The sequence below is a fragment of the Microbacterium sp. LWH7-1.2 genome, from assembly GCF_038397755.1.
Taxonomy (GTDB): Bacteria; Actinomycetota; Actinomycetes; order Actinomycetales; family Microbacteriaceae; genus Microbacterium.
In genome coordinates this window covers 2,631,012-2,648,539 of record NZ_CP151637.1, presented here as the reverse complement: position 1 = coordinate 2,648,539, position 17,528 = coordinate 2,631,012, and the positions used below count along the sequence as shown (strand labels likewise).

The 17,528-nt window shown below is 69.6% G+C and carries 16 protein-coding genes; 5 read left to right on the top strand and 11 right to left on the bottom strand.

Annotated elements, in window-relative coordinates:
* Window positions 1–216: 216 nt before the first annotated feature.
* The 4 genes from MRBLWH7_RS12295 to MRBLWH7_RS12280 form a co-directional block, all read right to left on the bottom strand.
* On the bottom strand, window positions 217–1,482 hold the full coding sequence (locus MRBLWH7_RS12295) for an aminotransferase class V-fold PLP-dependent enzyme (protein ID WP_341994852.1): 1,266 nt from the start codon (window positions 1,480–1,482) through the stop codon (window positions 217–219).
* Window positions 1,469–2,449: a hypothetical protein gene (locus MRBLWH7_RS12290; protein ID WP_341994850.1), complete on the bottom strand. Its 981-nt coding sequence runs from the start codon at window positions 2,447–2,449 to the stop codon at window positions 1,469–1,471. Before MRBLWH7_RS12290 ends, MRBLWH7_RS12295 begins: the two co-directional genes overlap by 14 nt.
* Window positions 2,449–3,297, bottom strand: a complete 849-nt coding sequence (kynA, locus tag MRBLWH7_RS12285) for a tryptophan 2,3-dioxygenase (protein ID WP_341994848.1) — start codon at window positions 3,295–3,297, stop codon at window positions 2,449–2,451. The genes MRBLWH7_RS12290 and kynA overlap by 1 nt, the downstream gene beginning before the upstream one ends.
* Window positions 3,298–3,548: 251 nt before the next feature.
* The gene (locus MRBLWH7_RS12280) at window positions 3,549–3,821 is read right to left on the bottom strand and encodes a glutaredoxin domain-containing protein (protein WP_341994846.1); all 273 of its coding nucleotides are present in this window, start codon (window positions 3,819–3,821) and stop codon (window positions 3,549–3,551) included.
* Between the two features lie 136 nt (window positions 3,822–3,957).
* Here MRBLWH7_RS12280 and MRBLWH7_RS12275 point away from each other — a divergent pair, with 136 nt between their 5' ends.
* Complete coding sequence (locus MRBLWH7_RS12275; RefSeq protein WP_341994844.1) at window positions 3,958–5,106, top strand: glycosyltransferase; 1,149 nt, start codon at window positions 3,958–3,960, stop codon at window positions 5,104–5,106.
* Between the two features lie 57 nt (window positions 5,107–5,163).
* Here MRBLWH7_RS12275 and MRBLWH7_RS12270 read toward each other — a convergent pair whose 3' ends face one another.
* Window positions 5,164–5,634 (bottom strand): adenylyltransferase/cytidyltransferase family protein, encoded by a 471-nt coding sequence (locus tag MRBLWH7_RS12270; protein WP_341994843.1) that lies wholly within the window; start codon window positions 5,632–5,634, stop codon window positions 5,164–5,166.
* Window positions 5,635–5,765: 131 nt separating this feature from the next.
* Entirely contained in the window at window positions 5,766–6,497 is a 732-nt protein-coding gene (locus MRBLWH7_RS12265) for an SGNH/GDSL hydrolase family protein (protein ID WP_341994841.1), read from the bottom strand.
* Between the two features lie 494 nt (window positions 6,498–6,991).
* On the opposite strand from MRBLWH7_RS12265, the gene MRBLWH7_RS12260 reads away from it, so the two are divergent.
* The gene (locus MRBLWH7_RS12260; protein ID WP_341994839.1) at window positions 6,992–8,761 is read left to right on the top strand and encodes an endo-1,3-alpha-glucanase family glycosylhydrolase; all 1,770 of its coding nucleotides are present in this window, start codon (window positions 6,992–6,994) and stop codon (window positions 8,759–8,761) included.
* Window positions 8,762–8,770: 9 nt separating this feature from the next.
* Here MRBLWH7_RS12260 and MRBLWH7_RS12255 read toward each other — a convergent pair whose 3' ends face one another.
* Together MRBLWH7_RS12255 and MRBLWH7_RS12250 are read right to left on the bottom strand one after the other, a co-directional pair.
* Window positions 8,771–9,328 (bottom strand): hypothetical protein, encoded by a 558-nt coding sequence (locus MRBLWH7_RS12255; protein ID WP_341994837.1) that lies wholly within the window; start codon window positions 9,326–9,328, stop codon window positions 8,771–8,773.
* Between the two features lie 9 nt (window positions 9,329–9,337).
* Window positions 9,338–10,981 carry a polysaccharide biosynthesis tyrosine autokinase gene (locus MRBLWH7_RS12250; RefSeq protein ID WP_341994835.1) on the bottom strand — a complete coding sequence of 548 codons (1,644 nt, stop codon included), beginning with the start codon at window positions 10,979–10,981 and terminating at the stop codon, window positions 9,338–9,340.
* Between the two features lie 201 nt (window positions 10,982–11,182).
* On the opposite strand from MRBLWH7_RS12250, the gene MRBLWH7_RS12245 reads away from it, so the two are divergent.
* The gene (locus MRBLWH7_RS12245; RefSeq protein WP_341994833.1) at window positions 11,183–12,664 is read left to right on the top strand and encodes a hypothetical protein; all 1,482 of its coding nucleotides are present in this window, start codon (window positions 11,183–11,185) and stop codon (window positions 12,662–12,664) included.
* Here MRBLWH7_RS12245 and MRBLWH7_RS12240 read toward each other — a convergent pair.
* Window positions 12,661–13,764, bottom strand: a complete 1,104-nt coding sequence (locus MRBLWH7_RS12240; protein ID WP_341994831.1) for a glycosyltransferase — start codon at window positions 13,762–13,764, stop codon at window positions 12,661–12,663. The genes MRBLWH7_RS12245 and MRBLWH7_RS12240 overlap by 4 nt on opposite strands.
* On the bottom strand, window positions 13,761–14,315 hold the full coding sequence (locus MRBLWH7_RS12235; protein ID WP_341994829.1) for a DapH/DapD/GlmU-related protein: 555 nt from the start codon (window positions 14,313–14,315) through the stop codon (window positions 13,761–13,763). Before MRBLWH7_RS12235 ends, MRBLWH7_RS12240 begins: the two co-directional genes overlap by 4 nt.
* Window positions 14,316–14,432: 117 nt before the next feature.
* Between MRBLWH7_RS12235 and MRBLWH7_RS12230 the strand changes: the two genes are divergently transcribed.
* Together MRBLWH7_RS12230 and MRBLWH7_RS12225 are read left to right on the top strand one after the other, a co-directional pair.
* A complete protein-coding gene (locus MRBLWH7_RS12230; protein ID WP_341994827.1) occupies window positions 14,433–15,572 on the top strand; it encodes a glycosyltransferase family 4 protein in 1,140 nt (379 codons plus the stop codon).
* Complete coding sequence (locus MRBLWH7_RS12225) at window positions 15,569–16,771, top strand: hypothetical protein (protein ID WP_341994825.1); 1,203 nt, start codon at window positions 15,569–15,571, stop codon at window positions 16,769–16,771. Before MRBLWH7_RS12230 ends, MRBLWH7_RS12225 begins: the two co-directional genes overlap by 4 nt.
* A gap of 10 nt (window positions 16,772–16,781) precedes the next feature.
* Here MRBLWH7_RS12225 and MRBLWH7_RS12220 read toward each other — a convergent pair whose 3' ends face one another.
* A complete protein-coding gene (locus MRBLWH7_RS12220) occupies window positions 16,782–17,471 on the bottom strand; it encodes a CDP-alcohol phosphatidyltransferase family protein (protein ID WP_341994823.1) in 690 nt (229 codons plus the stop codon).
* Window positions 17,472–17,528 lie beyond the last annotated feature (57 nt).

The window sequence follows — 17,528 nt, the reverse complement described above, 5'->3', positions numbered from 1 at the left end:
CCCGCCCGCGCTGGTCGCCTGTGGACGACGACGGCGTTGGATCGGGTTGCGGGTTGCTCGTCGGTCCGGGGCGTTTCGACTCGCTCGTCCCTCGCTCGCTCAACGAGCGGGGAGATCCACCGGTCGTTGAGCGTAGGGCGCTCTAGCGCCCGAAGTCGAAACGCGTCGAGTGCGCGCGATGGTCAGGTCCGCGTGGCGTCTCGTCCGACGAAGGCGTCAGGACTCCGCGCGGAGAGCGGTCTCGACCGCCCGCAGCCCCTCCAGCGTCTCGGTGAACGACGTCGAGAGCGGGGAGAGCCCGATGCGGAGACCGCCGGGGTCGCGGTAGTCGGGGATGACGTCCTGCGTCCACAGCCGCGCGGTGACCGCGCGCATCGACGGATGCGACAGCGTCACGTGGCCGCCCCGCTCGGCGGGATCGCGGGGCGAAGCCACCGCGACCCCGAGCGGGGCGAGGAGTTCGTCGGCCACGCGGACGGCGAACTCGGTGAGCGCGACCGACTTGGCGCGCACCGCCTCGATCCCGACCTCCTCGAGCAGGGCGAGTGTGTCCTGCATCGCGATCATGCCGACGATCGGCGGCGTGCCCGACAGGAAGCGCCGCATGCCGTCGGCCGGCCGGTACGACGGGCCCATGGCGAAGACGTCCGCCGAGCCCATCCACCCCTGGATGGGCTGTGCCAGCCGATCCTGCAATCGCGACGCGACGTACGCGAACGCCGGCGAGCCGGGCCCGCCGTTGAGGTACTTGTAGGTGCAGCCGACCGCGAGGTCGAAGTCCCACGCGTCGGCCTCGACCGGCACCGAGCCGGCTGAGTGGCAGAGGTCCCACACGATGAGCGCGCCGGCGTCGTGCGCGATCCGGGTGAGGGTCGCAGCATCCGTCAGATATCCCGACCGGTACGCGACGTGCGACAGCAGAACGACTGCGGTCTCGGGTCCCACGGCCTCGCGCAGCGCCGGGGCGGAGACCCCGCCCGCGAGATCCACGTCGATCCAGCGCACGCGCCCGCCCCGCTCGGCGGCGATGCCTTCGACGAGGTAGCGGTCGGTGGGGAAGTTGTCGCGGTCCACGACGATCTCGACGCGCGCCGGATCCGCGGTGACGGCGGCGTCGAACGCCGCCCGCAGCAGCTTGTACAGCAGCACGGTCGTCGAGTCGCCGATGACGGTCTGCCCGGGCGCCGCGCCGATCGCCGCGCGGCCCACGGCGTCGCCGATGTCGAAGGGCAGCTGCATCCACGACTCGTCCCAGCCCCGGATGAGGCGCCCGCCCCACTCGTCGCGGGCGAAGGCGGCGAGCCGCTCGACGCTCGCGCGCAGCGGACGGCCCAGCGAGTTCCCGTCGAAGTAGACGAGCGACGTCTCGGCTCCGACGAACGCGCCGCGGTGACGGCGCAGCGGGTCGCTCTGGTCGAGAACGGATGCCGCGTCCTCGAGCGGCTCGGTCGCCACAGACTCGGCAGGGTCAGTGGTCGTCATGGATCAGCTCCTCGCTGGGTACCACGGTCGCGCCGCGCAGCCACTCGGCGACCTCGTCGAGCCCGGTCGGCGGCGGCCCCGGAATGAACGTCGAGACGCCCGAGGGCGGGTCGGCCAACGGCCATGGATCGGCCAGCGCCGCGATGAGCCCCGCACCGCGGATGCCCGCACGGTCGAGCGCGGCGACCTCGTCGGGGTTGACACCCACCGGCTGCTCGCCGTTGCCGAGGTCCGTGCCGTAGAGCACCCGCCCGCCTGCGGCGGCGAAGCCCGCGAGGTTCACGCGGGCGAACTCGGCCGCCTCCTCGTCGTCCTCGTGGATCGCGAGCGTCGAGATCCACACCTGGCCGGCTTTGACCGCGTGCGCGGTGAAGGTGCGACCGACGAAGTCTGTGAACGGGGTGTGGGCGAAGCCGTCGACCCCCGCGTCGAGGGCGAGCTGCGGCATCCCGTCGCCCTCGGCATGCGCGACGACCGGCAGCCCGCGCTCGCGCGCGACCTCGACGATCGCGGCCAGCCCCGCCGCGTCGAGCACCGGTCCCGCGTCGCTGTTGAGGGAGGCCTTGATGACGGATGCCCCGAACGACGCCTGCTCGTCGACCGCCGTGGCCGCGCCGCCGGCGACGCCGGGGTGGGTCGACGTGTCGGCGATCTCGCGGACGATCTCGGCGGGCGCCCACGGACGCCCGACCGGGTATCCGCCGACGGCGGTGAGGAACGCGCCGGCATATGCCACGCGCGGAATGCCGTGGTCCTCGCGCCGGGCCAGCGCCACAGGATCGCCGCCGAGATCGACCACACCGGCGATGCCGCCCGCAGCCAGCGCGCTCTCATCGATGAGGTGCAGGTGCACGTGGTGGTCGGTGAACGGGGGAAGCGAGACGCCGTGCTCGCCGGTCATGGCGCGATGGCAGAGCGCGGCACCCGGGCCGAGGAGCTCGCGCAGGGCGTCGGGATCGTGCGGCATCACAGCTCCGTCCGCACGGCGTACAGCTCGGGGAAGAACGTGAGATCGAGCGCCCGCTGCAGGAACGGCACGCCGCTCGAGCCGCCGGTGCCGGTCTTGAAGCCGATGATGCGCTCGACCGTCTTGAGATGGCGGAAGCGCCACAGCTGGAAGTTGTCCTCGAGGTCGACGAGTTCCTCACACGTCTCGTAGGCCGCCCAGTGGGCCTCGGGGTCGCGATAGATCTCGGTGAACACCGGCACCAGCTCCGGCGTGTAGATCCACGCCTGCGTGACATCGCGCTCGAGCACCTCGGCGGGGATCGGATAGCCCGAGCGGGCGAGCATCCGGAGGAATTCGTCGTAGAGGCTCGGCGCCTCGAGCGCCGCCCCGACGAGCGCGTGGGCGGCGGCATCCGAGGCGAACACCCGCAGCATCGCCGCGTTCTTGTTGCCGAGGGTGAACTCGACGGCGCGGTACTGCGCGGACTGGAAGCCGCTGGCGTTGCCCAGCACGCCCCGGAACTGCCCGTACTCGGCGGGGGTGAGGGTCGCGAGCACCGACCATTGCTCGGTGAGGGTCTTCTGGATGTGCTTGACGCGCGCGATGCACTTGAGTGCGGGCGCCAGCTGGTCCTCGCGCAGCAGCCGGCAGGCGGCGCCGAGCTCGTGCAGCACGAGCTTCAGCCACAGCTCCGTGGTCTGGTGCTGCACGATGAACAGCAGCTCGTCGTGGTGCTCAGGGTCGCTGAGCGGTCGCTGGGCCGACAGCAGGGTCGCGAGATCGAGGTAGCCGCCGTAGCTCATGCGGTCCTCGAAGTCGGTGACGACGGATCCCTCGATCGCCCGGGTATTGCGTTCGACGCTCACGGCCTCAGCCTAATTCGGACGGATGCCGCGGCGTCAGGGTGTCGCGGGAGTCCCGAGGCGTTTCGACTCGCAGGCTCGCTCAACGAGCGGAGGCGCAGGCTCGCTCAACGAGCGGAGGTGCAGGCTCGCTCAACTAGCCGAGGTGCAGGCTCGCTCAACGAGCGGAGGCGCAGGCTCGCTCAACGAGCGGAGGTGCAGGCTCGCTCAACGAGCGGAGGTGCAGGCTCGCTCGACGAGCGGGGGCACCGGCCTCAGATGAGGGAGAGTTCGCGCAGCTTTGCCTCGACGTCGGCGTTCGACGGTTCGACGTGGTGCGAGGCATCCGGGTACACGACGACCGGGATGTTGGTGCGGCCCGAGATGTCGCGGGCGACGTCCGCGGCGGCGGGGTCGGCGACGAGGTCGACGTAGGTGTACGAGATGCCGAGCTCGTCGAGCTGCTTCTTGGTGCGGATGCAGTCGCGGCACCAGTCGGCGCCGAACATCGTGAGGGAGGAGGGGGAGGACGCGGGGGAAGTCACCATTCCATTCTCAGGGATGGATCCTGGGTGGGCGCCGTGCACGACGTCGGGGCACGCACCGTGCGTTGACCGAGGGTCTCCCCTGCGTCCACTGAACCCCGATGGGACGTGGCGTCCCCGCGTGGGAGGATGGCCAGCGATGCAGTTGTCGATCGTGGTTCCGACATACAACGAGGCTCCCAACATCGCGGAGCTCGTCCGCCGTGTCACGGCCGCGGTGCAGGACCGCCTCGACGCCGAGATCATCTTCGTCGACGACAGCACGGACGCCACCCCCGCCGTGATCCGGGACGTCGCGGCATCCGCGTCTCTGCCGGTCCGGCTGATCCATCGCGATCGTCCCGTCGGCGGGCTCGGCGGAGCCGTGATGGAGGGCTTCGCGGCGGCCGAGGCGGACGCCTGTCTCGTCATGGACGCCGATCTGCAGCATCCGCCCGAAGAGATCCCGGAGCTCTGGCACCGCTTCTCGCGCGGCGACGTGGATCTCGTGATCGCCTCGCGCTACGCCGGCGGCGGCACCGCCGGCGGGCTCGCCGACCGCACCCGTGTGATGGTGTCGAAGGGGTCGACCGCGGTGACGCGCGCGATGTTCCCCATCCGGCTGAAGGACGTCTCCGACCCGATGACCGGGTTCTTCCTCATCGACCGGCGCACGATCGACTCCGAGCAGCTGCGGCCGCGCGGTTTCAAGATCCTGCTCGAGATCCTCGCGCGCCGTCCCCTGCGCGTGGCCGAGATCCCGTTCGACTTCGCCGATCGCCATGGGGGCGAATCGAAGGCGTCGGTGAGGCAGGGGCTGCATTTCCTCACGCAGCTGACCGCGCTGCGCTTCGGGAAGATGTCCCTGTTCGCCGTGATCGGCGGCCTCGGCGCCGTCGCCAACGTCGCGATCGTCTGGGCGCTCACCCACTGGGGCGTGGACTACATCGTGGCCGCCATCGTCGCCGCCGAGGTCACGATCATCGGCAACTTCCTGCTGCAGGAGCGCTTCGTCTTCCAGGACATGCGCGAGAGCGCCTCCGGCGTCTGGCTGCGCTTCGCGAAGTCGTTCACCTTCAACAACGCCGAGGCCGTGATCCGCATCCCGATCGTCGCGGTGATGGTCTCGACCGGACACATCTCGGCGGTCGTCGCGACGGCGATCACGCTCGTCGTCGCGTTCTTCCTGCGCTTCCTCTTCCACTCGCTCGTGGTCTACGCGCCGCGCAAGGCCGGTGCCGAGGTCAGCCCCGCCCGCCGGTTCGTCGAGGAACTCGACCACGAGGCCATGCAGCCCGGCGAGCTTTAGACCCGCGGATGCCTCGCCCCGCGGCATCCGTTCTCCACGGGCCTACCGGCCCGCCGCTCAGGCGTTCGCGATGAGGCCCTCGGTGAGCGCTTCATCGCGCGGGTGCGACACGGCCATCACTTCGAGCGCGTGCCGCAGGGCGCTGCTGGACGTGTGCACGGTGTAGGGGAAGTAGACGACCTCGACGCCCACCGCCGCGAACTCCCGCTCGAGTCGCGCCCCCTTCTCTGTGCCGCGCCAGTCGTCGCCTTTGAAGAAGTGCGTGAAATGGAGCTGCCGCCAAGTCTCGAGCTTGTCGGGGACGTCCTCGATGTGGACATCGTCCACGTAGGTGATGCTCCGGACGATCTCGACGCGCTCCGCCGTCGGGATGACGGGCTCGACGTGTTTCGTGAGGCGGAGCATCTCGTCACTGACGACGCCGGCGATCAGGAAGTCGCAGTTCTCCTTGGCGTGTCGAAGGATGTTGAGGTGTCCGACGTGAAACAGGTCGAAAGCCCCGGCGGCGTAGCCGATGCGTACAGCCATGATTCCCCCATGTGAATCCCTCGGTGTCCCACACACCGGGTCTGTTGGCGGCACCTTACAGCAGTCCCGACCGCTCGGACAGAGGGGTATCGTCGCGACGGTGCGGGCGGGTGCTGTCCAAGATCGGCCGCCTATTGCTGCAGCTGAGGGTCGAGCACCGCGGCGACGGCGGCCGCGATGGCCTGGTAGCCGGCTGCGTTGGGGTGCAGACCGTCCTCGGCGACGAGGTCAGGTCTCCCGAAGAGCGGCTGGCCGGCATCGAGGAAGGTGACATCGTGATTCAGCGCCGCCGTCTGGATCGCCTGCGTGAACTCGGCGGGGTCCGACGGTGGCGGGTCGTCGTCGAACCACGGAGTGATCGCGAAGATCTGGGCCTGCGGGTAGCGGGTGCGGAGCTCGCCGAACGCCGCGTCGGCGGCCGCCGCGATGTCGGCCGTCGGCAGCCCGAAGTCGTTGCGGCCTCCGGACACGACGATGTACGTCGGTGAGCCGACGATCTCGTCGATCGCTTCCCCATAGCTCCCGCAGTACGCTCGACCGCAGCCGTTGACGTCGGAGGTCCGGACGTACCCCGTGCCACCCAAGCCCAGATTCTCGACGTCCCACCCATGCGCGTCCCCGATCAGGGCCGGCCACTGCACGCCGCCGCCGCCGACGCCCTGGGTGTACGAGTCGCCGATGAAGACGGCGAGCGGCATGGGGGTGGGAATCGTCGGCGCGGTGGCATCGCTCGGAGGGGTGTACCGGGGGGCTTTCCCGTCCGCCGCCGAAGCGCTGCCCAGGAAGACGGCGATCACGATGCCCGCGACGGCGACAAGCGCGATCGCCCACAGCGGCATGCCGCCGACATCTCTACGGAGCATTCGCATGGTCGTCCCCAGCAGACAGACCCGGCCTGGTTCGGGTCCCGGGCCGACGAGGCAATGCTAGCGACAAGGGGCGGAGATGTCAGGTGTCATGCCGTGTCGCGCATCACCTGCTTCCTGAGAATCGTCTAATATACCCGCCCTCGATTAGGACGGGGAATTGCTTTGCGGCTAACGTGACCAGATCGTTAGGGACGTCGCGCCGATGGGGGTCGTCGCGGATCCCGACCGAACACTCGCAACAAGGACAAGACTGACTCGTGACATCTCCCCACACTGAAAAACTCAAATCATCCCCCCTACCCCGTTTCACAGCCCCTCGCCGTGCGAAAGCACTCGGGGCCCTCATCGCCGCCGCGGTCGTGGCCGGCGCACTGTTCCCGCTCAGCGCCGGTGCGGATCGTGCCGCTGCTGACGACTCGGCGGTCCTGACCGCCACGGACAGCGCGTGGACGACGACACGCCAGCCGAGCGTGCCGCAGACAGGCCTCTTGAGCGCCACCGCTTCGGCCGACCGCACCTACCTCAAGTTCGACGGCGACTCGCTGGCCGGGCGCGAGGTGACAGCGGCGACGCTCGTCGTCAAGGTGAACAGCACGACGGCCACGGCTCCCGGCCTCGTCGCGTACCCGACGTCCGCCTCGTGGAAGTCCTCCTCGCTGACGCATGAGAACCAGCCTGGACCGACGGGCGCGGCGGTGTCGCAGCCCAGCGCGACCGCCGTCAAGGGACAGACCCTCCGCATCCCGCTCGACGTCCGATCCATCTCGACGACCGGTGACTTCGCGGTGGCTCTGAACTACAGTCAGCGCTACATCCAGCTGCGCATGGAGCGCTTCAACACCGATGTGCCCCGGATCGAGGTGAGCACGGCGCCGGTCTCGACGACACCCGCCCCCACGCCGACGCCGACGCCGACGCCGACGCCCACGCCGCCGGCCGCAACACCCGGCGATGGCCCGCTCGTCTTCGCGCACTACTTCGTGCCGTACCCGCTGTCGATCGACAACAAGACCGAGTCGACCGACTACTACACGCGCAACTACCTGAGCCCGGACGGTGAGGGCGGCAAGTTCGCATCCGTGGGTGGCCTCCTGCGCGACCGTCCCATCTCCCCCGGAGTGTCCACCGCGACCGACTGGCGCGTGAACAACTTCGCGACCGAGGTCCGGCAGGCGAAGTCCGCGGGCATCGACGGCTTCACGCTCAACCTCATGAGCACGAGCGGCCAGAACTGGGATGCCTCGGTCAACCTCACGAAGGCCGCGGCTCAGGTCGGCGGGTTCGCCGTCGTGCCCATGGTCGACGGTTCCTCCGGGTTCACCTCTGCCACCCCCGAGACGGCGGCCTCCCTGCTCAGCCAGCTCTACAAGTCCGGCTCCGCCTACAAGGAGGACGGCGAGTACGTCTTGTCCAGCTTCAAGGCGGAAGGCGCCTCGATCTCCTGGTGGACGCAGGTCATCAACCTGCTCGAGACCAAGTACGCGCTGCCCATCTCGTTCCAGGCCGTGTTCAACAACGCGAGCGACGCGAACCTCAAGGCCTTCGCTCCGATCGCGGACGGCTTCGGCAACTGGGGTACGCGGACGGAGCGCACCACGCTGAACAGCGCCAACAACGTGGCCCGTGCGCATGCGCTCGGCAAGACGTGGATGGCGCCCGTCGCGGTTCAGGACGTTCGGTTCAACTCGCTGTCGTGGGCAGAGGCCAACAACACCGCCTCCGTGCGGGCGCAGTGGAACAAGGCGATCGCCGAGAAGGCCGACTACGTCCAACTCGTGACCTGGAACGACTACAGCGAGTCGACCCAGATCGCGCCGTCGCAGGACCACGGCTCGGCCTTCCTCGACCTGACGCGGTACTACACCTCGTGGTTCCACACGGGCACCCAGCCGGCGGTCACCTCGGACGCCATCGTCCTCACCCATCGCACCCAGTTCGTCAGCGCCAAGCCGTCGTACTCGCAGTCGCTGATGGGCGCGCCCGCGCTCGACGGCACGTCGACCCCCGCGCGCGACATGGTGGAGGCACTGGTGTGGCTGCCGTCGCCGGCGACCGTGCAGATCACCGTCGGCGGGACGACCACGAGCTTCTCCGCTCCCGCGGGAGTCTCCGCCTACACGGTGCCGCTCAAGGTGGGCAGTGTCTCGGCGAAGGTCGTCCGTTCGGGCGCGACGGCGGAGTCGGTCACGTCTCCCTACGCCGTCGTCTCGACGCCTTACGTGCAGGACCTGCAGTACTACGCGGTCAGCAGCTGGTAAGCCAGCGGCTCATCGCAGGATGAGGTGCTCGAGGACACCCTCGAGCACCTCATCCATTTTTCGTGCGCTCCGTGCGTAGACGCGACGCGACCGCTTCCACGGATCCTCGAGATCGTCGTGCTCGGTCGACGCGCCGGCCATGCCCCGCGCCTGGTGGGCGAGCCGTGCCAGCGTGGGAAGGTCGGCGACCTCTCGCGCCGGAAGCACCCTCAGTAGGCGCGCGAACTGGAGCACCGTGAATGTCCGTGTCGCCGCGGCAGGAAGCTGACGCACGATGAACTGCCGATGCCCCCGCGCCGCGGTGAGCACGACGTCGGCGCGGGTGACCATTGCCTCCGTGAGGCCCCGTGCCCTGAATTCCGATGCGTCGATTCCGCGATCCAGCAGTCGGTCGAGAAGCGGACTGCTCATCGGGTGGCCGGTGAGCGGGGCGAGACCGGCCGATGTCAATCGGATGGCCGGTCCTCCTGCGGACTCGAGCGCGCCCCTCAGCCCCCACTCCAGGTAGGGCGACCGACAGACGTTGCCTGTGCAGACGAAGAGAATCGAGCCCAGACCGTCGCTCACGATGATTCGCTAGGCGTCACGCGACGAGTCGGCCCCACGGATGGGCGGGACGCTGGCGCGCCGCGCCGAGCGGCGTCGGGGCGACCGGGCACTCGTGCCTTCGTCGGTCGTCCAATCGATGACGTCGATGCCGTCCTCGTCATCGGCGAAGCTGTCATCGGCACCGACCCGCTCGTACTCGTCCGCGAGCGGATCACGCACACCTCGGCTGCCGGGCGTATCGGCGCCGAGAATCGCGTCGGCATCCCGGTCCCTTTCGCCGGAGGTCGCCGTGGGCACGGCGACGTCGTTCTCTGGTTCGGCGGGGCGGGCGGGCGCTTTGGTCGGTGCGTAGCTGTAGCGGTGGTCTTCGCGGGAGCGGGACAGGTTGAACACGGCGCCTTCGACGGTGGCGCCGATGGCGGTGAGCCGGTCCATGGCCCGCCGCAGTTCGCGGACGCGGAGCACGCGGGCGCCGATGACCAGGATGACGCCGCCGAGCAGTCGGGCCAGCACGGCGCCGTCCGGGACGGGGTTCAGCGGCGGGCAGTCGATGATGGTGACGTCGTAGCGTTCGCGGATCCGTCGCAGGACTTCGCTGGCGGCGGCGGATTCGAGCAGTTCGCTGGGGTTGGGGGGCCGGGAGCCGGCGAGGACGACGTTGAGGTCGTCGGGTCCCCAGCTGACGATCGCCTCGTCCAGGGTGATGTCGCCGGTGAGCACGTCGGTGAAGCCGGTGTACTCGGGAAGGTCGAGCACGTCGCTGAGGGTGGGGCGGCGCAGGTCGGCTTCGACGAGGCAGACCTCGAGGCCGGAGGCGGCCAGCGCGGCGGCGATGTTCGCCGCGGTGGCGCTCTTGCCCTCGCCGGGTCGTGAGGAGGTGACGGCGAACACCTTGTGCGGGTCTCCGGGTTGCAGGAAGCGGAGGTTGGCGCGCAGCTGCCGGTATTCCTCGCCGCGTCGGGACCCGCTCTTGATGACCGCGATGGGGTCGCGTTGCGCGCGCCGGTCGAAGGAGACGACCCCCAGCACCGGCAGCCCGGTGATCTCCGTGACCTGGTCCTTGTCGCGCACGCGGGCGTCGACGACGCCGCGCAGCACGACGACGACGGCCGCCGCGACCAGCCCGGCGAGCAGTCCCGTGAGCAGCAGCAGTGGCACGTTCGGTGACGACGGCGCCGATGGCGCGGTCGCGGACTCGATGACTTGCAGGCGGACGGGCGACTGGCCGTCCACTCGGGGGGTGAGGGACGGGACGACTTGTGCGAGGTAGGTGGACACCGAGTTGGCGATCGCGGCGGCGCGCTCGGGGGACTCGTCGGTGGCCGAGATGGTGATGACGCTGGTGTTCAGGGGAACGGATGTCGAGACCTGACGTCGCAGCTGCGAGATCGTGACATCGAGATCGAGCGATTCGATCACGGGGGCGAGTACCACCTCGCGGGTGGCGACCGCGCTGAAGTTGCGGGCCTGCAGCTGCGAGAAGTTCGACGACTGCGCGAGTTCGCCGGTACTGGCCCCGCCCGTGACCGTGACGAACACGTCCGCGCTGGCCGTGTACTCACGCGGCGCCGCGACGACCAGCGCCCACCCCCCGAGGACGCCCAGCATCAGACAGGCCACGACGACCGCCCAATGATGCCGGACGAGCCGCAGCATGCTTCTGGTCTCCATACCCTCGCCCCATCACGTCGAGGGGTGGGACCCAACCACAATTTCCCCCATCCCCATATAATTCCCCCCAACCGCAGAGAAATCTACAACCCCGGACTGAGCGCTCAGCCCCTGCGAACACCCTGTGGACGGCGCCCGATGACGCGAACCGATCAGTTTCCGCAACCCAGCCCGCGGCCCGGGCGCTCTGTCTCCGGGCCAGTGGCCCCCCGCGCGGCCGACGGCGCCGGCGACGAGTTGCGACGAGGACTGCGCATCCTGTTCCTGGTGACCTCGCTCGCGGTCCTGTCGGTGGGGATCCCTGCGTTCCTCGTCGCCGACGTCGCCGACCTGCCGCGCAGCGACGCCTGGATCATGACGCTCGCGCTCGTGGTGTGGGCCGGGATCCGGCTCTCCTTCCTCTGGGTGCGGGGAACCCCGAGGCTGTTCGATTTCTTCTTCTGGCTGTTCGTCTACATCTTCATGGGGATCGCGCCGACCGCCCAGATCCTGTCCGGGCTGACATCGACGACGACGCCGGGGGTGGATACCGGTCTCGACATGCCGACGGCGGGAGTCGTCCTGCTCGGAGTCCTCTGCTACGAGATCGGGCGTCTGCTGTGGCTGCTGCGTGAAAGCCGTCGGCATGGGGAGGGGCGACGAGTCGGAGTCCGCTCGGTCAGCAGCTGGGGCACCGTCGTGCTCTCGCTCATATCGCTCGCCCTGAGCGGCTACGTCCTGTCGCGGCTCGGGGCGGTCGCCCTGCTCGGCAGCCGGGATGCGGCCACTGCGGCGCGCGCGGCGGTGTGGCCCGACCCCGCGGTGCGCAGCGTGGTCTTCGCGAGCGGAATCTATCCCCTGCTCGTCTCGGTCGGCGCCCTGGCCCAGCTTCGTCGCACCGCCAGCAATGACCAGAGCCGTCGCCTCGCTCTGATCGGCGCTGTCGCGGGTGCGGGGATCCTCCTGCTCATCGTCAATCCCGTCACGAGCGCGAGGTACTCGTTCGGGACCGTCGTCTTCGCCCTCGCCGTCTTCGCTGGTGCGGTCGCCACGCGCCGACGGGCGCGGATCACCATGCTGGCGGCGATCGCCGGGTTCCTGTTCGTGTTCCCGATCGCCGACGCGTTCCGCCGCGCGGGCGGGGAGGTGAGCACGCGATCCGGATTCTTCGCCGAGTACCTGTCCAACCCGGACTACGACGCGTTCTGGCAGGTCGCCAACGCCCTGTCGTACTGGCTGGATGGTCTCGTCACGCCGTTGAGTCAGTTCGCCGGGAGCGTCCTGTTCTGGGTCCCTCGCGCTCTGTGGGCGAACAAGCCGACGGATACCGGCATCCTGCTGGCCGAGTACCGAGGATATGCATTCGACAATCTCTCGGCACCGACGTGGGCCGAGGCGCTCGTGAACGGCGGCATCATCGCGGTCGTGATCGCCTTCCTGCTCATCGGCGTCGTCCTGCGCGTGATGGACAGCCGAACGGTACCCGCCTTCCGTGCCGGCGGAGTGTGGGCCATCGTCGGAGGAATCCTGCCGGTGTTCATGACGATCCTCCTGCGCGGATCGCTCCTGCAGGCGACAGGGGCGTTGTTCCTCACCATCGTCTGCATCATGGTGGTCAGCGGCCCCAGGGCGCAGCGAGCCGCTGCGGAGCCGGATCCGTCACCACCGTCCGATCCCGATGCGGCGGACGCGCGGTCAGGCTAGCGGTAGAAAGCCTCGAGGCGCTGGGCGATGGCGGCCATGCTGCGCTCCGATCGCACGGCATTCCTCCCCCGAGCGCCCATCGCGGCGGCTCGGCCGGGGTCGGCGAGCAGGATGCGGAGGGCGTCCGCGAGGCTCTCGACCGTGTCGTCCGTCACGAGGCCCGCGTCATGGTCCCGCACGAACGACGCGAGGCCGCAGGTGTCGGTGACGACGACGGGCAGCCCGACCGACATCGCCTCGAGCACCGACATCGGGTAGGGCTCGTCCACACTGGGCAGTACGTATACCGTGGCCCTCCGCATCCGTTCCGCCGCCCCGCTCATGCCGACGGGACCCTCCCAGCGGATGCGATCGGCGTGTCCAGAAGAGGAGATCGCCGCGAGGACGGGCGCGCCTTCGCCTTCGTCGGGTCCGACGAGCGCGAAGGCGGCTTCGGGGAACTCCGGCGCGAGGCGCGCAGCCGCCTCGACGAACGCGACCGGGTGCTTGCGGGCGGCGAGGCGAGCCAGATACAGCACGCCGGCGGGGCCGGTGGTGGTGCCCTGAGTCGCGAGCGGAACCCCGTTGGGAAGCTCCTCCAGTCTCGCCCCGCCACGGGAGACGACCTCCAGCGATGCCCGCTCACGGGACGTCAGATACGCGACGATCTTGGCGCGCGTGAGGACGGGGCGTGTCAGCGCGAGATCGAGGGGGATGGCGAGAGGATGGCTCGTCTCGTCGATCATGCCGTGCGTCTGCACCACGATCGGGACCCTGCGTGCGAGCGCGATGAGCGCCGATGGGAGCGTCACGAGGTCGCGCGCGGCATGCACATGGATCACATCGAACTCCCGCGCGTGGCGGTGGACCGCCCTCCACAGCTCTGGCGAGCCGAGCCCCGCGAATCCGCTTCCGGGCAGGATCGTGCGGGCCGGGAAGAGCTTGGCCGGCACGCCTTCGAGCTCCGTGGGGACGCTTGCATCGAAGCCTCGCTGCGTCCCCGCGAGCACGACCTGATGCCCCCGCTCCTGAAGCGCGAGCAGCTGATTGATCGCGACACGGGTCGGTCCGCCGTACTCGCCCAGCGGGCTGACGAGCGTGACGATTGCGAGGATCTTCATCCGGTCGATTCCACGGCACCGCGAACGGACGCCCGCGGTGCCAGGACGACGGCTCCGGGCGCGACGTCCGACGTGACCAGTGCCGTCGCCCCTACGACGGCATCCCTGCCCACGGTCACGCCACGCAGGACGGTCGCGCGCGCCGCGACCCAGGCGCCGTCCTCGATGGTGATCGGGCCGTTGTCGAACTCGAAGGTGGGGGAGTGCCGGTCGTGGCTGCCGGTGCAGAGGAACACTCCCTGTGAGATGCAGACGTCGCTGCCGATCATCACCGGTTCGAGATTGAGGATCCACGCGCGTTCGCCGATCCACGCATGGTCGCCGATCGTGAGCTTCCAGGGCCAGTGGACGCGGACGCCGGAACGGAAGTTCACTCCGTCGCCGATCCTCGCTCCGAACGCTCGGAGAACCTTGACGCGGAGCTTGGCAGGCACGAACCAGGGCATGACGAGGAGGCTGGAGGCCAGCTGCCACGCCGCCTGCCAGGCGATGCCGCGTCCCTTGTCATAGCCGGCGCCCGTGAAGCCGGCGAGACTGCGTCGTCCGCCCATGAGCCACATCCTAGCCACGAGTTTTTCGCTGGTCAGCGGTTATGATCCACTCGAGCGCGCCTCGCCGACCGCCGATTGCCGTCGCGCTCGATCAACACGGGGTCGAGGGAGGGCCGGGTGCCAGCGTCCGATCACCTGCGAGTGGTGTGGGTGAGCGGCGCGTTCGGGTTCGAAGGCGATCTCGCGTACTTCCGTGAGGTCCTCGGGCAGTTCGCCGCGAGGTTTCCGGGCGCCGCCGTTCTCGTGAGGGAGGAATATCCCGTCGAGCGGTACCCTGAGCTTCCGCTCGCCCCCGACCTGCGCTTCTGGGTGCGTCGACGGGACCGTCGGGTGGGAGAGTTCACGTACACCGGAAACCTCCGGGTCCCGACGCCCGGGACGGCGTGGCGGATGCTGCGGCGTCCGACGGATGTCGTCGTCATCGTCGAGTTCACCCCCACGGCGCTGGTATCGGCGACCGTGGCGCACCTCCGACGACGCCGAGTCGTTCAGCTGATCGAATCCGACCCGTCGTTCCGCGGTGGACGTGACGGCCGACTCGCGACGACGGTCAAGAGGGCGTTTGCGCGTCGGTCCCACGTCGTTCTGGTGAGCAACGATCGGACGGCACAGTACGCGCGGGAGCGGCTCGGCATCCCTGCAGAGCGGCTGCGCGTCGGGCCATACCTGACATCTCAGCCGGGGGAGGCGTCAACTGGTTCGGACGACGGCGGCCCCGTGCGCTTTCTGTTCCTCAACAGCCTTCAGCGCCGGAAAGGGCTCCACCTCCTCCTCGCCGCCCTGGCCCTCCTCCCCGAGCACGCACGCGACTGGACGCTGGATGTCGTCGGCGACGGGCCGGAGCGCGCGGCGCTTCAGCAGCAGGTCGCCGAGCTCGGGCTCGCCGAGCGGGTCCGGTTCCACGGCCGGAGGTCGCATGACGAGGTGGCCGCCGATTACGCGCGCGCGCAAGTCGTGGTCTGCCCGACGCAAGGGGATTACCGCTCGCTCGCGGGCTTCGAGGCGGTGAACGCCCGGCGTCCCGTCGTGCTGTCCACGCGCGATGGTGCAGCCGAGGAGATCGTCCGTTCGGGCGCTGCCGCCGTCGCCGTCGACCCTGTCGAGACCCGGGCGCTGGCGGCGGTTCTCGCGAGCTTCCTCCGCGACGATGCGCATCTCGCAACGCAACTGAAGATCGCGTCCGCACCGCCGGACCGGTTCGGCGTCGAGGCCGTCGGCGCCAACCTGGAGGCCGCGATCCGAGCGGCGGCGAAATGAGCCGGCGTCGTCTGCGGCTTCCCCGCCCGCTGACGATCGCGCAGATCCTCTCCAGCGCTGCGGGGGCGGTGCCCATGCTGATCGCCGCGGTCAGGATGGATCCGCCGGCCTTCACCTCGTTCTCGATTCTGACGCTTGCCAGCGTGCTCGCGGTCGGAGGGTCGCGGGCTGCCCTCTACCAGCCCGCGCTGATCTTCCAGCGGACGGACTCCGCATCGCTGGTGCCTGCGCGATACATGGTGGTCGTCTCCTCGCTGTCCGCCCTCGCGGTGGCCGCGATCGCGATCAGTTCGACCGGGGCCGCTCCCGCCGAGGCAGGGCTCATCGGCCTCGCCGGCGCGGTCCCGGTGTTCTACGACTGGGTCCGCTATCGCGCCATCGGCTCGGGCCGGCGCTGGGCCGTCGCCGCGGGCGACGGCCTCCGCTTGACGCTCGTCTCGGCGACGGCGCTGCCCCTTCTCGCCGCCACGCCGCTGTCGTTCATGTTCGTCATCGGCGTCTCGTGCGCGATCGCGGCTGCCGTTGTCCTTCCGCAGGTTCCGTTGCGCGTCGGGGCGTATCCGTACCGCCGCTACCGCTCGTCGGCGGCCTGGCAGACGCTCGACTTCGTCGTCGGCCAGTTCATCGTCTCCCTGCCGCTGTTCGTGCTCGCCGGCTCCGGCGCGAACGACCTGATCGGCGGAGTGCGGCTCGCACAGACCCTTCTCGGACCGCTGAATCTGGCCTTCGCGGCGGCGACGACGAACATCATCGCCGACGGGGCCACGCATGTCGACTACCGGCAGGCGTCGGCGGTCATCGCTCGCGGCTGGCGCGCCAGCATCCGGCTCGGGCTCCTGGCGACCGCCGTCGTCGCGATCCTCACCGGCGTCATCTGGTTCACGGGGTGGGCGCCGGCCGGAGTCGAGCGCGCGGACCTTCTCCTCGGCATGGTGCTGGTCGGGGCGTCGACCATCCTGACGGGCTGGTCGGGCATCCACGGCATCGTGCTGCGCGTGCTCGATCATCAATCCGCGGTCACTCTGGTCCGCATCGGCATCGCGTCGGCCACGACGGCCGGATTCCTCATCGGCTACGCCCTCGGCGGAGACGAGTGGAGCCTCGTCCTCGGATTCGGAGCGAACGCGATTTCCGCTCCGGTCCTGTTCATCCCCGTCGCGGTGTTCCACTACCGACGCGACACGCGTGAGACGCCCTGATCTCGATCGGTCAGCCGGTCCGTTGCAGGACCCGGAACCATTTGATGAGCAGCGCGATCGTGATGAGGGCGGTCAAGGCGCCCAGCGCGGCGTAGACGGCGAAGAAGATCTGCGATGAGCCCCACAGAAGGAAGGCGAGAGCGAGGATGCCATAGTCCGCCGGCAGGAGTCCGAGCGCGCGGATCGTCGAGGGAGACCGGGGTGGATCGGCCTGATGCGGCCGTGTGCGGCGGAGCAGTTCGAAGATCGTCATTCCCGAGAACAGCACGACCGCGACGAGCATGTAGGCGAGAGGAAGCAGCAGCCACGCCCCGGCCAGGAGCCCCTGAGCCGCCGCCGCGATCAAAACCGCGGCGTGGACCGCGACCATCTTGCCCGCATCCACGACGTGGTCGAGCCACTCTCCCGCGAGACTGCCGCGTCCGGTCAATCGTGCGACCTGACCGTCCGCGGAGTCCAGGGCGAACCCGAGCGCCAGGAGGATCGCGACAGCCAGACCGGTGACCCAGCCGGCGGGGCTGAGGACGAGCACGACCAGACCCAGTGCGGTGCAGAGCGCAGAGACGGCCGTCACGCCGTTCGGCGATACCCCGGCGGAGGCCGCTGCCGCCGCGAAGACGCGACCGACGGGACGGTTGATGTACCGCGAATACAGCGAGACGCCCGCTCGGCTCTTCTGCGAGCTCGACAAGGAACCCATGGCTTCGCGAAAAGTCAGGCCGGACATGTCCCCCCATGCCCCCGCACCTCGTGGTGC